General features: G+C 71.9%; 15 protein-coding genes. 2 read left to right on the top strand and 13 right to left on the bottom strand.

Annotated elements, in window-relative coordinates; all coding sequences use genetic code 11:
* Window positions 1-49 precede the first annotated feature (49 nt).
* Genes AB0B57_RS15210 through pyrR form a run of 6 tightly spaced genes read right to left on the bottom strand, consistent with a single transcriptional unit; the run spans window position 50 to window position 8,425 of the window.
* A complete protein-coding gene (locus AB0B57_RS15210; protein WP_357069338.1) occupies window positions 50-1,108 on the bottom strand; it encodes a quinone-dependent dihydroorotate dehydrogenase in 1,059 nt (352 codons plus the stop codon).
* Complete coding sequence (gene carB, locus AB0B57_RS15205) at window positions 1,105-4,452, bottom strand: carbamoyl-phosphate synthase large subunit (RefSeq protein WP_357069336.1); 3,348 nt, start codon at window positions 4,450-4,452, stop codon at window positions 1,105-1,107. The genes AB0B57_RS15210 and carB overlap by 4 nt, the downstream gene beginning before the upstream one ends.
* Window positions 4,445-5,590, bottom strand: a complete 1,146-nt coding sequence (gene carA / locus AB0B57_RS15200) for a glutamine-hydrolyzing carbamoyl-phosphate synthase small subunit (protein WP_357069334.1) — start codon at window positions 5,588-5,590, stop codon at window positions 4,445-4,447. The genes carB and carA overlap by 8 nt, the downstream gene beginning before the upstream one ends.
* Window positions 5,590-6,921 carry a dihydroorotase gene (locus AB0B57_RS15195; RefSeq protein ID WP_357069332.1) on the bottom strand — a complete coding sequence of 444 codons (1,332 nt, stop codon included), beginning with the start codon at window positions 6,919-6,921 and terminating at the stop codon, window positions 5,590-5,592. Before AB0B57_RS15195 ends, carA begins: the two co-directional genes overlap by 1 nt.
* Window positions 6,918-7,844: an aspartate carbamoyltransferase catalytic subunit gene (locus AB0B57_RS15190; protein WP_357069330.1), complete on the bottom strand. Its 927-nt coding sequence runs from the start codon at window positions 7,842-7,844 to the stop codon at window positions 6,918-6,920. The genes AB0B57_RS15195 and AB0B57_RS15190 overlap by 4 nt, the downstream gene beginning before the upstream one ends.
* Window positions 7,841-8,425 carry a bifunctional pyr operon transcriptional regulator/uracil phosphoribosyltransferase PyrR gene (gene pyrR, locus AB0B57_RS15185; RefSeq protein ID WP_357069328.1) on the bottom strand — a complete coding sequence of 195 codons (585 nt, stop codon included), beginning with the start codon at window positions 8,423-8,425 and terminating at the stop codon, window positions 7,841-7,843. Before pyrR ends, AB0B57_RS15190 begins: the two co-directional genes overlap by 4 nt.
* Window positions 8,426-8,713: 288 nt before the next feature.
* Between pyrR and AB0B57_RS15180 the strand changes: the two genes are divergently transcribed.
* Window positions 8,714-9,202, top strand: a complete 489-nt coding sequence (locus AB0B57_RS15180; RefSeq protein WP_007458348.1) for a transcriptional regulator — start codon at window positions 8,714-8,716, stop codon at window positions 9,200-9,202.
* A gap of 72 nt (window positions 9,203-9,274) precedes the next feature.
* On the opposite strand, the gene nusB is transcribed toward AB0B57_RS15180, so the two are convergent.
* The 5 genes from nusB to AB0B57_RS15155 form a co-directional block, all read right to left on the bottom strand.
* Window positions 9,275-9,685 carry a transcription antitermination factor NusB gene (nusB, locus tag AB0B57_RS15175; RefSeq protein WP_184188983.1) on the bottom strand — a complete coding sequence of 137 codons (411 nt, stop codon included), beginning with the start codon at window positions 9,683-9,685 and terminating at the stop codon, window positions 9,275-9,277.
* Between the two features lie 23 nt (window positions 9,686-9,708).
* Window positions 9,709-10,266 carry an elongation factor P gene (gene efp / locus AB0B57_RS15170; RefSeq protein ID WP_210793018.1) on the bottom strand — a complete coding sequence of 186 codons (558 nt, stop codon included), beginning with the start codon at window positions 10,264-10,266 and terminating at the stop codon, window positions 9,709-9,711.
* A gap of 369 nt (window positions 10,267-10,635) precedes the next feature.
* Window positions 10,636-11,103: a type II 3-dehydroquinate dehydratase gene (gene aroQ, locus AB0B57_RS15165; RefSeq protein WP_357069326.1), complete on the bottom strand. Its 468-nt coding sequence runs from the start codon at window positions 11,101-11,103 to the stop codon at window positions 10,636-10,638.
* Entirely contained in the window at window positions 11,100-12,179 is a 1,080-nt protein-coding gene (gene aroB / locus AB0B57_RS15160; protein WP_357069324.1) for a 3-dehydroquinate synthase, read from the bottom strand. Before aroB ends, aroQ begins: the two co-directional genes overlap by 4 nt.
* Window positions 12,180-12,189: 10 nt before the next feature.
* Entirely contained in the window at window positions 12,190-13,188 is a 999-nt protein-coding gene (locus AB0B57_RS15155) for a YafY family protein (RefSeq protein WP_357069322.1), read from the bottom strand.
* A gap of 80 nt (window positions 13,189-13,268) precedes the next feature.
* Here AB0B57_RS15155 and AB0B57_RS15150 point away from each other — a divergent pair, with 80 nt between their 5' ends.
* Entirely contained in the window at window positions 13,269-13,997 is a 729-nt protein-coding gene (locus AB0B57_RS15150) for an alpha/beta hydrolase (protein ID WP_357069320.1), read from the top strand.
* 27 nt (window positions 13,998-14,024) lie between these two features.
* Here AB0B57_RS15150 and AB0B57_RS15145 read toward each other — a convergent pair whose 3' ends face one another.
* Together AB0B57_RS15145 and aroC are read right to left on the bottom strand one after the other, a co-directional pair.
* Window positions 14,025-14,528: a shikimate kinase gene (locus AB0B57_RS15145; protein ID WP_357069318.1), complete on the bottom strand. Its 504-nt coding sequence runs from the start codon at window positions 14,526-14,528 to the stop codon at window positions 14,025-14,027.
* Complete coding sequence (aroC, locus tag AB0B57_RS15140) at window positions 14,528-15,706, bottom strand: chorismate synthase (protein WP_357069316.1); 1,179 nt, start codon at window positions 15,704-15,706, stop codon at window positions 14,528-14,530. Before aroC ends, AB0B57_RS15145 begins: the two co-directional genes overlap by 1 nt.
* Window positions 15,707-15,796 lie beyond the last annotated feature (90 nt).

Raw genomic sequence — 15,796 nt, 5'->3', positions numbered from 1 at the left:
CGCGGACCCGGCATCCGGCCGCGCCGGGCCAGCACCGGGCCGGAGGCGCTCACCGTCCCGCGACGGGGTCCGGTGCCTGCGACGTGGCAGTCGCGCGGGCGGCGGCGCGGGCTGCGGCGCGGACCAGGGCCGGACCCCGGTAGATGAAGCCGGTGTAGAGCTGCACCAGGGCGGCGCCGGCGTCGAACATCCGCGCCGCGTCGTCCGGGTCCAGCACACCGCCGACACCGATGACCGGCAGCCGGCCACCGGTCTCGGAGTGGACGAAGTCGACCACCTCCCGAGCCCTCCCGGTGAGCGGCCGACCGGAGAGACCACCCGGCTGGGCGCCGCGTTCGGCGTCCACAGTGGCCAGCCCGGCACGCGACAGCGTGGTGTTGGTGGCGATCACCCCGGCGGCCCCACGGGCCAGGCAGACCTCCAGCAACTCGGCGATCGCCGCCTCGGTCAGATCGGGCGCGATCTTGACCAGCACCGGCTTCTCCCCCACCAGCGCGCCGAGCAGCGCGTCCAGGTGGGCACGGTCCTGCAACGAGCGCAGCCCTGGAGTGTTCGGTGAGGACACGTTGACCGCGAAGTAGTCGCCGTGGCCGCGAAGCGCCCGGTACGAGGTGAGGTAGTCCTCGACCGCCTCGTCGAGCGGGGTCACCTTGGACTTGCCCAGCGAGATGCCCAGCGGCACCCCGAGCGGGCGGGGCAGCGCCGCCAGCCGGGCCGCCAGCGCGGCGGCCCCGGCATTGTTGAAGCCCATCCGGTTGACCACGGCCTCGCTGGCCGGCAGACGGAACAGCCGTGGCCGTGGGTTGCCCGGCTGGGCGTGCGCCGTGACCGTGCCAACCTCGACGAAACCGAAGCCGAGGGCCGGCCAGGCCGGCAGCGCCGCGCCGTCCTTGTCCATTCCCGCGGCCAGCCCGACCGGGTTGGGGAAGCGCACCCCGAACACCGTGCGTGGCGCGTCGATCGCGTAGCGGGCCCGCAGCGCCGCCAGCGCAACCGGACGCCGCGACAGCGCGCTCAACCGCCGCAGTGTCCACTCGTGCGCCACCTCGGCGTCCCCACCCCCGAGCCGGAACAACTGGGGCCGTACCACCCGCTCGAACAGGGTCACTGGGCCGCCCGCAGGGTGGCGTGCAGGTCCTGCAGGGGGCGGACCTGCATGTCACCGCGGATCCGCGCCTCGATGCCCATCACGGCCGCGGCGGCGCCGGGAACCGTGGTGATGCAGGGGATGTCGGCGGTGACCGCCGCGCTGCGGATCTCGTAGCCGTCGGAGCGGGCACTGGCACCCGAGCCCTGCGGCGTGTTGATCACCAGGGCCACCTGGCCGCCACCGATCAGCGACACCGCGTCGTCACCCTCGCCAGCCTGGTAGTGCTTGCGGATCTGCTCACAGGCGATGCCGTGTCGACGCAGCACCTCGGCCGTGCCGGCGGTCGCCACGATCTCGAAGCCCAGATCGGCCAGCCGCTTGATCGGGAAGATCATGCCGCGCTTGTCGCGGTTCGCCACCGACACGAAGATCTTCCCCTCGGTCGGCAGCGAGCCGTACGCGGCCGACTGGCTCTTGGCGAAGGCGTGCCCGAAGTTCGTGTCGATGCCCATCACCTCGCCTGTCGACTTCATCTCCGGCCCGAGCAGCGAGTCGATCCCCTTGCCGGCCCGGGTGCGGAAGCGCTTGAACGGCAGCACCGCCTCCTTGACCGCGACCGGCGCGTCGGCGGGCATCGTGCCCCCGTCCCCGGTCGCCGGCAACAGGCCCTCGGCCCGCAGCTCGGCGATGCGCGCGCCGAGGGCGATCCGGGCCGCCGCCTTGGCCAGCGGCACCGCCGTCGCCTTGGAGACGAACGGCACGGTCCGTGACGCCCGCGGGTTGGCCTCCAGCACGTAGAGCACGTCGTCCTTGAGCGCGTACTGCACGTTGAGCAGGCCCCGGACGCCGACGCCACGGGCGATGGCCTCGGTGTAGCGGCGCACCTCGGCCAGGTGCGAGCCCGCGAGGGTGATCGGCGGCAGCGCGCAGGACGAGTCGCCGGAGTGGATACCGGCCTCCTCGATGTGCTCCATCACGCCGCCGATGTAGACCTCGCCGTCGGCGTCGCACAGCGCGTCCACGTCGATCTCGATGGCGTCGTCGAGGAACCGGTCCACCAGCACCGGGTGATCCGGGGAGATGTCGGTGGCCCGACCGATGTAGTCGCGCAGCGTCGGGTCGTCGTAGACGATCTCCATGCCCCGCCCGCCCAGCACGTACGACGGCCGGACCAGCACCGGGTAACCGATCTCGTCGGCGATCGTCTTGGCCTCGTCGTAGGACGTGGCCATGCCGTGCGCCGGCGCGCGCAGCCCGGCCCGGGCCAGCACCGCGCCGAACGCGCCGCGCTCCTCGGCCAGGTGGATCGACTCCGGGGAGGTGCCGACGATCGGCACACCGGCGTTCTTGAGCCGCTGCGCCAACCCCAGCGGGGTCTGCCCGCCGAGCTGCACGACCACCCCGACCACACCCGGCCCGCCGGCCGCCCGGCCGGACGAGTCCTCGGCGTGCCAGACCTCCAGCACGTCCTCGAAGGTCAGCGGCTCGAAGTAGAGCCGGTCGGCGGTGTCGTAGTCGGTGGAGACCGTCTCCGGGTTGCAGTTGACCATGACGGTCTCGTAGCCGGCCGCCCGCAACGCCTGCACCGCGTGCACGCAGGAGTAGTCGAACTCGATGCCCTGCCCGATCCGGTTCGGGCCGGAGCCCAGGATCAGCACCTTCGGCCGGTCCGACGGCACGACCTCGGTCTCCAGGTCGTACGTCGAGTAGTGGTACGGCGTGGTCGCCTCGAACTCGGCCGCGCAGGTGTCCACCGTCTTGTAGACCGGGCGTACGTCGAGGCGGTGCCGCAGGGTGCGGACGCCGTCCTCGGCGGCCAGCTCCGGGCGCAGCGCGGCGAGCTGCCGGTCGGACAGACCGGCCCGCTTGGCCCGGTGCAGCAGCTCGGCGTCGAGCACCGGCGCGTCGACGATCTCGGCGCGCAGCTCGATCAGCGCGGCGATCTGGTCCAGGAACCACGGGTCGATCCCGCCGGACGCCTCGGCCACCTCGGCGATCGACGCCCCGAGGCGCAGCGCCCGCTCCACCGTGTACAGCCGGCCGTCGTGCGGGATCCGTAGCGCGGCGAGGGTGTCCGCCAGGGTGACGCCCGCCGGGTCTGGAGTGGTCCAGAAACCAGATGATCGGGTCTCCATCGAGCGCATCGCCTTGTTCAGCGCCTCGGTGAAGTTACGCCCGAGACTCATCGCCTCGCCCACCGACTTCATCGTGGTGGTCAGCTCCGGGTCCGCGCCGGGGAACTTCTCGAACGCGAACCGGGGGATCTTCACCACCACGTAGTCCAGGGTCGGCTCGAACGCCGCCGGGGTCTTCAACGTGATGTCGTTGGGGATCTCGTCGAGGGTGTAACCGATGGCCAGCTTCGCGGCGATCTTCGCGATCGGGAAGCCGGTCGCCTTGGAGGCCAGCGCCGAGGAGCGCGACACCCGCGGGTTCATCTCGATCACGACGATCCGGCCGTCGACCGGGTTGACCGCGAACTGGATGTTGCAGCCGCCGGTGTCCACCCCGACCTCGCGCAACACCGCGATGCCCAGGTCCCGCAGGCGCTGGTACTCCCGGTCGGTGAGCGTCATGGCCGGGGCCACGGTGACGCTGTCGCCGGTGTGCACACCCATCGGGTCGATGTTCTCGATCGAGCAGACGACCACCACGTTGTCGTGCCGGTCGCGCATCAGCTCGAGTTCGTACTCCTTCCAGCCGAGCACGCTCTCCTCGATGAGCACCTCGTGCACCGGGCTGGCGGCCAGGCCGTCGCCGGCGATGCGGGCCAGGTCCTCCGGGGTGTGCGCCATGCCGGAGCCCAGGCCGCCCATGGTGAACGACGGCCGGATCACCACCGGCAGACCCAGCTCGGCGACTGTCGCCTCGACCTCGTCCATCGAGTGGCAGACCCGGGAGCGGGGCACCAGCCCGGTCGGGTCCTCGACGCCCAGGCGTACGCCGGCCTTCGCCACGATCTCCTTGAACAGCTGCCGGTCCTCGCCCCGGTTGATGGCGTCGATGTTCGCGCCGATCAACTCCACGTTGTACTTCTCCAGGACGCCGGCCTCGTGCAGGGCGACTGCCGTGTTCAGCGCGGTCTGCCCACCGAGGGTCGCCAGGATCGCGTTCGGGCGCTCCTTGGCGATGACCAACTCCACGAACTCCGGGGTGATCGGCTCGACGTACGTCGCGTCGGCGAACTCCGGGTCCGTCATGATCGTCGCCGGGTTGGAGTTGACCAGGCTGACCCGGATCCCCTCACTGCGCAGCACCCGGCACGCCTGGGTGCCGGAGTAGTCGAACTCGCAGGCCTGCCCGATGACGATCGGCCCGGAGCCGATCACGAGGATGTGCTTGAGATCGGTCCGCTTAGGCATTGCTGCGCCCCTCGATCAGATCGGCGAAACGGTCGAAGAGGTAGTCCGCGTCGTGCGGGCCGGCCGCCGCCTCCGGGTGGTACTGGACGGTGAAGGCGGGCACGTCCACGGCCCGCAGCCCTTCGACCACGTTGTCATTGAGGCAGACGTGCGACACCCGGACACCACCGAAGTCGGTGTCGATCACCTGGTCGGGAACCACCGCGCCAGCACCCGCGCCCGGCACCTTGACCGCGAAGCCGTGGTTGTGGCTTGTCACCTCGACCTTGCCGGTGGCCCGGTCGAGCACCGGCTGGTTGATGCCCCGGTGGCCGTAGCCCAGCTTGTAGGTGCCGAAGCCGAGCGCCCGGCCGAGGATCTGGCTGCCGAAGCAGATGCCGAACAGCGGCACCTGCCGCCGCAGCGCCTCCCGGGCCAGCGCCACCGGGGCGTCGGCCGTGGCCGGGTCGCCCGGGCCGGGCGACAGGAAGATCGCGTCGGCGCCGGTGGCGAGCAACTGCTCGATGCTCGACGAGGCGGGCAGCACGTGGGTGGTCACCCCGCGGGTGGCCAGCCGGCGCGGCACGTTGCGCTTGATGCCCAGGTCCAGTGCCGCAACGGTGAACCGGTGCTCGCCGAGAGCCTCGACGACGTACGGCTCGGCGGTGCTCACCTCGGCGGACAGGTCCGCGCCGACCATCTGCGGTGCCTGACGGACCCGGGCCAGCAGGCTCTGCGGGTCGTTGTCGATGCTGGAGATGCCCACCCGCATGGCGCCCCGCTCGCGCAGGTGCCGGGTCAGCGCCCGGGTGTCCACCCCGCTGATGCCCACCACACCCTCGGTGGCGAGGCGGTCCTCGAGACCACCGGTGGCGCGCCAGTTCGAGCCGATCCGGGCCGGGTCGCGGACGACGTAACCCGCCACCCAGATCCGGCCGGACTCGTCGTCCTCGCCGTTGACGCCGGTGTTGCCGATGTGCGGGGCGGTCTGCACCACCACCTGCCGGTGGTAGGACGGGTCGGTCAGGGCCTCCTGGTAACCGGTCATGCCGGTGTTGAAGACCGCCTCGCCGAAGGTCTCCCCGACGCTGCCGTACGCCTCACCGGGGAACGTGCGCCCGTCCTCGAGCACCAGGATTGCGGGTCTGCGCTTGACCATTACTTGACAGCCTTTCCGTCCAGGACCGTCGGCTCGCCACGCAGGAAGGTCGCCACGATGCGACCCGGCAGCGTCATGCGGGCGTACGGGGTGTTGCGACTGCGACTGGCCAGCTCCGCCGGGTCGATGGTGCGGCGCTCGGCCGGGTCGATCAGGGTCAGATTGGCCGGCACACCCGGCGCCGGGTCGACGCCCTGCCCGGTGAGCCCGGCGATCCGGGCGGGGGTGCGCGACATCCGCTCCGCGATCAGATCCCACTGCGGGCCGAGCACGTCCAGCGCGATGGAGAGGGCCGTCTCCAGGCCGAGCATCCCCGGCCGGGCGTACGCCCACTCGCACTCCTTGTCCTCCACGGCGTGCGGGGCGTGGTCGGTGGCGACCACGTCGATCACCCCGTCGGCGAGGGCGGCACGCAACGCGGCGACGTCCGCGGCCGTCCGCAGCGGCGGGTTCACCTTGAAGACCGGGTCGTAAACTCCGGCTGGGCTCCAGTTGTTCGCGAGTGCGGGGCTCGCAAGCTCACTCCTCCCGCTCACGACTTCGTCGGTGAGCAGCAGGTGGTGCGGGGTCACCTCGGCGGTGACGCGTACCCCGCGGGCCTTTGCCTGGCGCAGCACCTCGACGCTGCCGGCGGTGGAGACGTGGCAGACGTGCAGTCGGCTGCCCACGTGCTCGGCGAGCAGCACGTCCCGGGCGATGATCGCCTCCTCGGCGACCGCCGGCCAGCCGATCAGGCCGAGCCGGGTGGAGACCTCGCCCTCGTGCATCTGGGCGCCCTCGGTGAGCCGGGGCTCCTCGGCGTGCTGGGCGATGATCCCGTCGAACGCCTTCACGTACTCCAGGGCCCGGCGCATCAGCTTCGGGTCGGCGACGCAGTGCCCGTCGTCGGAGAAGATCCGCACCCGGGCCGCCGAGTCGGCCATCGCGCCCAGCTCGGCCAGGCGCTCGCCGGCCAGCCCGACGGTGACCGCGCCGATCGGCTGCACGTCGACAAGGCCGGCCTCCCGGCCGAGCCGCCAGACCTGCTCGACCACACCGGCGGTGTCCGCGACCGGGGAGGTGTTGGCCATCGCGCAGACCGCGGTGTAGCCACCGAGCGCCGCCGCGCGGGAACCGGACTCGACGGTCTCGGCGTCCTCCCGGCCGGGCTCGCGCAGGTGGGTGTGCAGGTCGACGAGGCCGGGCAGGGCGACCAGGCCGGTGCCGTCGACGACTGTGGCGTCCGGCGCGGACAGGCCGGGGCCGACCTCGGCCACCACGCCGTCGCGGATCAGCAGGTCGGTCGGCGCGGCGCCGACGACACTCACGCTGGTGATCAGGTACGCGCTCACCGGTTGTTCCCTCCGAGCAGCAGGTAAAGAACAGCCATCCGCACGGAGACCCCGTTGGTGACCTGTTCGACGATTGTGGAGCGGGGTGAGTCGGCGACCTCGGGGGTGATCTCCATCCCCCGGTTCATCGGGCCGGGGTGCATGACGATCGCGTGTTCGGGCAGCCGGCGCATCCGCGGGCCGTCCAGCCCGTAGCGGCGGGCGTACTCGCGCGCGGAGGGGAAGTAGGAGTCGTTCATCCGCTCCCGCTGCACCCGCAACATCATCACCACGTCGATGTTGGGCAGCACGGAGTCGAGGTCGTAGGAGACGTCGGTGCCGGGGGCGAGGGCTCCCGCGATGTCCACCGGGATGAGCGTCGGCGGGCCGACCAGGGTGACCTTGGCGCCGAGGGTGGAGAGCAGCAGCACGTTGGAGCGGGCCACCCGGGAGTGCAGCACGTCCCCGACCACCGCGACCGACAGGCCGGCGAGCCGGCCCAGCCGGGAGCGCATGGTGTACGCGTCCAGCAGCGCCTGGGTGGGGTGCTCGTGGGTGCCGTCGCCGGCGTTGACCACCGACCCGTCCACCCAGTTGGCCAGCCGGTGCGGCGCACCCGAGGCGGGGTGTCGGACGACCACCGCGTCCGCGCCCATGGCCTGCAGCGTCAACGCGGTGTCCTTCAGGCTCTCGCCCTTGGTGACGCTGGACCCCTTCGCGGAAAAATTGATCACGTCGGCGCTGAGCCGCTTCGCCGCCGCCTCGAAGGAGATCCGGGTACGGGTGGAGTCCTCGTAGAAGAGGTTCACCACGGTCCGGCCGCGCAGCGCGGGCAACTTCTTGATCTCCCGGCCGGCGACGGTGGCCATCTCGGCGGCGGTGTCCAGGATCTCGGTGGCGGTGTCGGCGTCCAGGTCGGCGCCGGAGAGCAAATGCTTGATCATGAGGCGGTTCCCCCGTACAGCTTGACCTCATCCGTCCCGTCGGTCTCGGCGAACGTCACCTTCACGCTCTCGGCGAGTGAGGTCGGGATGTTCTTGCCGACGTAGTCGGCACGGATCGGCAGCTCCCGGTGGCCACGGTCGACCAGGACGGCGAGCTGCACCGACGCCGGGCGGCCCACGTCGTTGAGCGCGTCGAGCGCGGCCCGGACGGTGCGGCCGGAGAAGAGCACGTCGTCGACGAGGATGACCCGCTTGCCGTCGATCCCGCCGGACGGCAGCTCGGTCGGGCCCACGGCGCGGGTGGCGTGCCGACGAAGGTCGTCGCGGTACAGGGTGATGTCGAGCACACCGACCGGAACGGCGACGTCCTCGAAGGTGCTGATCCGGTCGGCGAGCCGCCGGGCGAGGGGGGTGCCCCGGGTGGGAATCCCGAGCAGCACCGTGTTGGCGGCGCCCTGGGTCTTCTCCAGGATCTGGTGGGCGATGCGGTCGACCACGCGTTGCACGTCGGCGCTGGCGAGGATCACCTTCACCGAGGGTTGTCGCGGTGGCGACGGATGGGCAGCCGGTGGGTATGCCACGGCGGACCTCCTTCCCCGCCTCACGGGACGGGTCGTTAAAGGATGTCGGGCACCTCCGGCCGGACCGCGCAGCGGACCAGACCGGGGCTTCACGCCACGTTACCAGTGGTCACCGGGCCGATGGACGGCGGCCGCTGACCACCGGATCAGGACCAGGAAAAGGGGATAACTTCCCGGACGCTCCCCAACGGTCGGGTCTCGACCACTTGACCAGGTGTCGCATTCCCCGTACCGTCACGCTCCGTAGCGATCGACGGGAGAACCCCGAGCAGCACTGGGAGTGTCCGAATGCCCTCTGAATACGCCAAGTCTCTGGGCGCCCGCCTGCGCTCCATCCGCCAGCAGCAGGGTCTCTCCCTGCAGGGTGTGGAGGAGAAGTCGAATGGGCGGTGGAAGGCCGTGGTGGTCGGCTCGTACGAGCGCGGCGACCGGGCCGTGACGGTGTCCCGTCTGGCCGAGTTGGCCGAGTTCTACCGTGTCCCCGTCTCGGAGCTGCTGCCTGACGGCAGTGGTGTCCGTCACGAGCCCACCAGCAAGATCGTCCTGGACCTGGAGCGGCTCTACGACGAGGCCTCCGAGGACCTGGCCTACGTTGCCCGCTACGCGCGTGCCATCCAGCAGCAGCGTGGTGACTACAACGGCCGGGTGCTCTCCATCCGCGCCGACGACCTGCGGGCGCTCGCGATCGTCTACGACGCCTCACCGTCGGGGCTGATCGAGCGGCTCACCGAGCACGGTGTGCTGGTGGCCGACCCGCGGGCGTTCTTCGCCTCCTGAGCTGTCGCTGTACCGAAAGGGCCCGTGCCGATCGGCACGGGCCCTTTCGTGTTACGACGTGCGGTGCGACGGTCAGCGGGTGGCGTACTCGGCGATCCGGCCGAGCACCCCGTTGAGGAAGCGCGGCGAATCGTCTGTCGACATCTGCCGGGCCAGCTCCACGGCCTCACTGATCGCCACCGCGTCGTCGATCTCGTCGACGTAGAGCAACTCGTAGACGGCGATCCGGGCCAGATTACGGTCGACGACCGGCATCCGTTCCAGCGTCCAACCCTCGGCGTAGCTGGCGATCAGCTCGTCGATCCGGTTGAGGTGCTCGGCGACGCCCTCGACCAGGCCGACCGCGTAGCCCAGGTGCTCCGGTCGGGGCTGCTCGATCCGCTGCACGTAGCCGGCCAGCACCTCCACCGGAGGCTTGTCCCGCAGGTCGGCCTCGTAGAGGACATCCAGCGCCCGCTTGCGCGCCTTGCGGCGCGCCGGCATCTGCTGCTTGGAACCCTCAGCCATCAGGCGCGGCCGAGGTAACGGCCGTCGCGGGTGTCGACCTTGATCTTCTCACCGGTGGTGATGAACAGCGGCACCGGCACGGTGGCGCCGGTCTCCACCGTCGCCGGCTTGGTGCCGCCGGTCGAGCGATCGCCCTGCAGGCCCGGCTCGGTGTAGGTGACCTCCAGCACGACACTGGTGGGCAGCTCGATGTAGAGCGGCACACCCTCGTGCTGGGCGACTGTCGCCTCCGCCTCGGGCAGCAGGTAGTTGGCTGCCTCGCCGACCGTGCCGCCGAGCACGGTGATCTGGTCGAACGTCTCCAGATCCATGAAGACGAAGTCCTCACCGTCGGCGTACAGGTACTGCATCGTGCGCTTGTCCACGGTCGCGGTTTCGACCTTGGTGCCCGCGTTGAAGGTCTTGTCGACCACCTTCCCGGACAGCACGTTCTTCAGCGTGGTGCGCACGAAGGCACCACCCTTACCGGGCTTGACGTGCTGGAACTCGACGACGGCCCAGAGCTCGCCGTCAAGGTTGAGTACCAGGCCGTTTTTGAGGTCGTTGGTGGAGGCCATTTCCTGCCTTGATCATCAATTGGCGGACAGACCTGGGAAGTCTACTCTCCGCGCCGGAGGTTGGCCGCCACCGTCTCGGCACCGACGGCCTCGCCCGGGTGCGGCACCCTCCGTACCCGCCTGGACAGACCCCACCCACACCGCCCACACCCTTTGCTCTGCACCCGCCGAGGCGACGGTCACGATGAGTTCCGTCCTGGTCTCGACCGCCGCGGGCATCGTCGGGCGAAAGCGCAGTTCAGTCGGGGTGGTGCAGATAGGGCAGCAGAGCAAAGGGAGGCGGTGGGTCGGGATCGACCGGGGCCGTCGCCACTCAGTGTGAGATCAGGGAAACAGGAGTACGTGCGAAGCCGCCGTGACGGTCCGCTGTCAGCTGCCGTCGCCTGGCGCAGCCAAATCCAGCGCAGCCAGATCCAGCGCAGCCAGATGATGCAGAGCGAGGCGGTAGCCGTCCACGCCGAGCCCACAGATCACCCCGGTCGCCACCGCGGACACCACCGAGTGGTGCCGGAACTCCTCGCGGGCATGGATGTTGGACAGGTGCACCTCCACCAGCGGCCCCCGCAGCATGGCGCACGCGTCCCGCACGGCGTACGAGTAGTGCGACCAGGCGGCCGGGTTGAGCACCACGGCGACGCCCTCGTCAGCGGCGGCGTGCAGCCAGCCGAGCAACTCGTGCTCGGCGTCGGTCTGGCGGACCGTCACGTCCAGCCCCAACTCCCGGCCGGTGCTCTCGCAGAGCGCCACCAGATCGGCGTAGGTTGTCGAGCCGTACACCGCCGGCTCCCGGGTGCCCAACCGGCCCAGGTTCGGCCCGTTGAGGACGTACACCCTCACGAGGCGGACACCTCCCGGTAGGCGGCCTCCAGCAGCGCGTCGTCCGGGCCCTCCAACATCGCCGGGCGGGCCAGCCCGTCGAGCACCACGAAGCGCAGTCGGCTGCCCCGTGCCTTCTTGTCCACCCGCATCGCGGCCAGCAGCCGCGGCCAGGCGTCGGCCGGGTAGCTCACCGGCAGGCCCAGCGTGCTCAACGTGGCCCGGTGCCGGTCGGCGGTCGGCGGGTCCAGCCGGCCCGCGAGCCGGGCCAGCGCGGCCGCGTAGACCAGACCGACCGCGACGGCGTGACCGTGGCGCCAGCGGTAGCCCTCGTTCCGCTCGATCGCGTGGGCGAGGGTGTGGCCGTAGTTGAGCACCTCCCGTACGCCCGACTCACGCAGGTCGCCCGCGACCACGTCGGCCTTGACCCGGATCGCCCGCTCGATCAGCTCCCGCGTCGCCGGCCCGCGCACGTCGGTGGCGGCCACCGGGTCGCGCTCGACGAGGTCCAGGATCGCCGGATCGGCGATGAACCCGCACTTGACCACCTCGGCGAGCCCGGCCGCCAGGTCGACCGCGGGCAGGCTGTCCAGGGTGGCCAGGTCCGCCAGCACACCGACCGGCGGGTGGAAGGCGCCCACCAGGTTCTTGCCGGCGGCCGTGTTGATGCCGGTCTTGCCGCCCACCGCCGCGTCCACCATGCCCAACAGCGAGGTCGCCACCGGCACCCAACGCACCCCGCGCAACCAGCAGGCCGCGACGAAGCCGGCCAGGTCGGTGACCGCGCCGCCGCCCACCCCGACCACCGCGTCGGTACGGGTGAAGCCGGCCGCCCCGAGCCGGTCCCAACAGGCGGCGGCCACGTCGATCTGTTTGCCCGACTCGGCGTCGGGCACCTCGATCGGCAACGGCTCGACGCCGGCCGCGCGCAGTCGCTCGCCGAGCGCGTCCGCGAGAGCCTTCAGAGGGGGCGTGTGCAGCACCGCCGCCCGGGTCGCGCCGGGCAGCAGGCCGGGCAACGCGCCCAGCAGGTCACGTCCCACCAACACGTCGTACGGCCGATCGCCGCCGACCGGAATCCGGGTCACCTCGTCCATCGCCGGCAGCCTAGTCGAGCGGACGGCGCGGCAACGGCGTCTGCCCACCTGCTGGTCGGGTCGCCCAGTCGGCGAGCAGGCGGGCGTGCTCGGCCACCGCGGCACGCAGTGCCTCCGGGTGCCGCACGGTGAACGGACAACCCATCCCGGCGAGCAGCGCGGCCATGCCGGGCAGGCTCTCCGCCCGGGCCCGCAGCAGCACCCCGTCGGTGGTGGCGGTCAACTCCGCCACGCTGGGCGGGATGCGGCGCTGGGCGGCGACCAGGTCGGTCTCCAGCAGCACCTCGACCTCGTGCGTGTACGGCACGCCGGCCAGCGACCTGGTCACCCGGGCCACCGGGTCGAAGCCGTCCGGCACGGTGAACGTCGCCGACGTGGGGGTCACGGTGCCGATCCGGTCCAGCCGGAAGGTGCGGACCTCCCCGCGCCGGTGGTCGTGGCCGGTGACGTACCAGCGGCCGGCGTGGAAGACCAGCCCGTACGGGTCGAGCTCACGGCGCGACTGCTCGCCCCGCCAGGAGCGGTAGTCCAGTGCCACCCGCTGCCGGTGCCGGGTGGCGGCGGCCAGGGTGAGCAGGGTGCCCGACGCCGGCCCCCGTTCCGGCTCCGTGCGCCGCAGGGTGAACCCGAGGTGTTCCTGCACGGCGGTCAGCCGGTCGGCCAGCGGCACCGGCAACACCCGGCGGATCTTGGCCAGCGCGGTGGCGGTGCCCGGCAGCTCGGTGGCCAGCCCGACCCGTTCGGCGACGACCAGGCCGAGCAGCACCGCCAGCGCCTCGTCGTCGGTGAGCATCAGTGGCGGCAGCTTGTAGCCGGAGTGCAGCCGGTAGCCGCCGTAGCGGCCCCGGTCGGCGATGACGGGGATGCCCAACTCCACAAGGGTGGCGGCGTACCGGCGCACGGTCCGCTCGTCCACGCCGAGCAGGCCGGCGAGCTCGACGGCCGTCGACCGGTGCCGGGTCTGCAGCAGTTCGAGCAGGGCCAGCACCCGGCCGGCGGGATGTGACACAGAGCACTCCTTCAAACCGGGCGGATTCTGTCCGGTTGCGATCGTACGGTCATTCCGGTAGCCGAGAGAAGGAGCGACAGATGGCGACGTTCGTGCTGGTACCGGGGTTCTGGTTGGGCGCGTGGGCGTGGCGGGAGGTGACCTCGGCGCTGCGCGCGCAGGGGCACGAGGTCCACCCGATGACACTGACCGGGGTGGCCGAACGCCACCATCTCGCCGGGCCGGAGATCGGCCTGGAGACGCACACCACCGACATCGTCCGGCTGATCGAGGTCGAGGATCTGCGCGACGTGCTGCTGGTCGGCCACTCGGGCGGCGGGATGCCGGCAGCCCAGGCGGCGGACCGCATCCCGGACCGGATCGGCCGGGTGATCTATGTGGAGAGTGGGCCGTTGCCGGACGGCGTCGCGCAGTTCGACACGCTGCCACCGGAGGAGCAGCAGCGGCTACGCGCCGCGATCGGCACCGGTCACCTGCTGCCGCCGCCAGCGTGGGACCCGGCTGCCGACCCCACCAACCTGGCCGGTCTGGACGAGCCGACGCTGGCCCTGCTGCGGGCCCGGGCCACCCCGCAGCCGCTGGCGGCGGCCACCGACCCGGTGCGTCGCACCGGTGGGCGCCCGGTGCCGACCGCGCTGGTCGCCAGCACCTTCCCGCTCAGCGTGGTGCGGCAGCTGATCGGCGAGGGGCACCCGTTCTTCACCGGGTTGGCCGACGGGCAGCTGTTCGAGCTGCCCACCGGGCACTGGCCGATGCTCAGCGAGCCGAAGGCCCTGGCCGAGTTGCTCGACGCCGCCGCCCGAGGCTGAGCAACCCCCCGGCAGGGCCCGGTGGCGTCAGTGGGGGAGCACGGCGGCTACCTCGGCGACCACCTGCGCCGGGGCCTTGCCGTCGGTGACCACCGTCTCGGTCGCCACCTCGACGTAGAGGGGCCGGCGCTGGTCCAACAGGTGCTTGAGCGTGGCCCTCGGGTTGATCGCCAGCAGCGGCCGGCCAGCGCCGAGCCCGACGCGCTTCACCGCGTCCGGCAACTCGACCGAGAGGTACACCACCCGGTGCCCGACCAGGGCGGCCCGGGTCTCCTCGGCCAGCACCGCGCCGCCGCCGAGGGCGAGCACACCGGTGCCGGAGGCCAGCCCCGCGGCCACCGCGGCCCGCTCCAGGGTACGGAAGTGGGCCTCGCCCTCGTCGATGAAGATCTCCGGGATCGGTTTGCCGGCCAACTGTTCGATGTCGAGGTCGGTGTCGCGGAACTCCACCCCGAGGGTGCCGGCGAGCGCCCGGCCCACGGTGGTCTTGCCACAGCCCGGCGCGCCGACCAGCACGACGACCGGTGCCATCAGCGGATCACCAGGGCGTCGAGGTAGGCGGCGAGGTTGCGGCGGATCTCGGCGATCGAGTCGCCGCCGAACTTCTCGGTGGCCGCCTCGGCGAGCACCAGCGCCACCATCGCCTCGGCGACCACCGCCGCGGCGGGCACCGCGCAGACGTCGGAACGCTGGTTGATCGCGGTGGCCGGCTCGCCGGTGGTGATGTCCACGGTCGCCAGCGCCCGGTTCAGTGAGGAGATCGGCTTCATCGCGGCACGGACTCGCAGCGGCTCACCGGTGGTGATGCCACCCTCCAGCCCGCCGGCCCGGTCGGTGACCCGGCGGACACCGGTCGCCGACGGAATGATCTCGTCGTGCGCCTCCGAGCCCCGGGACCGGGCCTGCTGCCAGCCGTCGCCGATCTCCACGCCCTTGATGGCCTGGATGGACATCAGCGCGGTGGCCAGTCGGGCGTCGAGCTTGCGGTCCCACTGCACGTGGCTGCCCAACCCCGGCGGCACCCCGTACGCCAGCACCTCGACCACGCCCCCGAGCGTGTCGGCGGCCTTCTTCGCGGCGTCGACCTCGGCGACCATGAGGGCGCTGGCCTCCGGGTCGAGGCAGCGCAGCGGGTCCGCGTCGATGCGGTCGGCATCGGACGGGACGGGACGCAGCCCGGGCTTCGCGGCCACCGGGCCCAGCTCGATGACGTGCGAGACGATTTCGATGCCGAGCGCCTGTCGGATCAGCGCCTTGGCGACCGCGCCGACGGCCACCCGGGCGGCGGTCTCCCGGGCGCTGGCGCGTTCCAGGATCGGCCGGGCGTCGGTGTGGCCGTACTTCTGCATGCCGGCCAGGTCGGCGTGGCCCGGCCGGGGGCGGGTCAGCGGGGCGTTGCGGGCCTGCCGGGCCAGCTCGTCGGGGTCGACCGGGTCGGCGGCCATGACGGTCTGCCACTTCGGCCACTCGGAGTTGCCGACCCGGATCGCCACCGGGCTGCCCAGGGTGACACCGTGGCGCAGGCCGCCGAGCACCTCGATCTCGTCCCGCTCGAACGACATCCGCGCACCCCGGCCGTAGCCCAGTCGCCGGCGGGCCAGCTCGTCGGCGATCACGGTGGTGGTCACCTCGATGCCGGCCGGCACCCCCTCCATCATCGCGACGAGGGCGGGACCGTGCGATTCACCTGCAGTCAGCCAACGCAACACAGCGATCAGTCTGTCACGGCGCGCCACCGACCCGGCACGCTGCCCACCGCGTCCCGCCCTGCGGACGCCGGTGCCCGGTCGCCCGGGCAC

It is taken from the genome of Micromonospora sp. NPDC049101 (assembly GCF_040648675.1).
Lineage (GTDB): Bacteria > Actinomycetota > Actinomycetes > Mycobacteriales > Micromonosporaceae > Micromonospora.
The sequence above is the reverse complement of the archived record's forward strand: the minus strand, read 5'-3'. Positions and strand labels throughout refer to the sequence as shown.

Excerpts from the sequence above, each read along its gene's own strand:
- AB0B57_RS15150 (WP_357069320.1), top strand. The coding sequence starts at position 13,269 with ATGGCGACGTTCGTGCTGGTACCGGGGTTCTGGTTGGGCGCGTGGGCG.
- aroB (WP_357069324.1), bottom strand. The coding sequence starts at position 12,179 with ATGGACGAGGTGACCCGGATTCCGGTCGGCGGCGATCGGCCGTACGAC.
- AB0B57_RS15180 (WP_007458348.1), top strand. The coding sequence starts at position 8,714 with ATGCCCTCTGAATACGCCAAGTCTCTGGGCGCCCGCCTGCGCTCCATC.
- AB0B57_RS15190 (WP_357069330.1), bottom strand. The coding sequence starts at position 7,844 with ATGATCAAGCATTTGCTCTCCGGCGCCGACCTGGACGCCGACACCGCC.
- nusB (WP_184188983.1), bottom strand. The coding sequence starts at position 9,685 with ATGCCGGCGCGCCGCAAGGCGCGCAAGCGGGCGCTGGATGTCCTCTAC.
- efp (WP_210793018.1), bottom strand. The coding sequence starts at position 10,266 with ATGGCCTCCACCAACGACCTCAAAAACGGCCTGGTACTCAACCTTGAC.
- AB0B57_RS15145 (WP_357069318.1), bottom strand. The coding sequence starts at position 14,528 with ATGGCACCGGTCGTCGTGCTGGTCGGCGCGCCGGGCTGTGGCAAGACC.
- carA (WP_357069334.1), bottom strand. The coding sequence starts at position 5,590 with ATGGTCAAGCGCAGACCCGCAATCCTGGTGCTCGAGGACGGGCGCACG.
- carB (WP_357069336.1), bottom strand. The coding sequence starts at position 4,452 with ATGCCTAAGCGGACCGATCTCAAGCACATCCTCGTGATCGGCTCCGGG.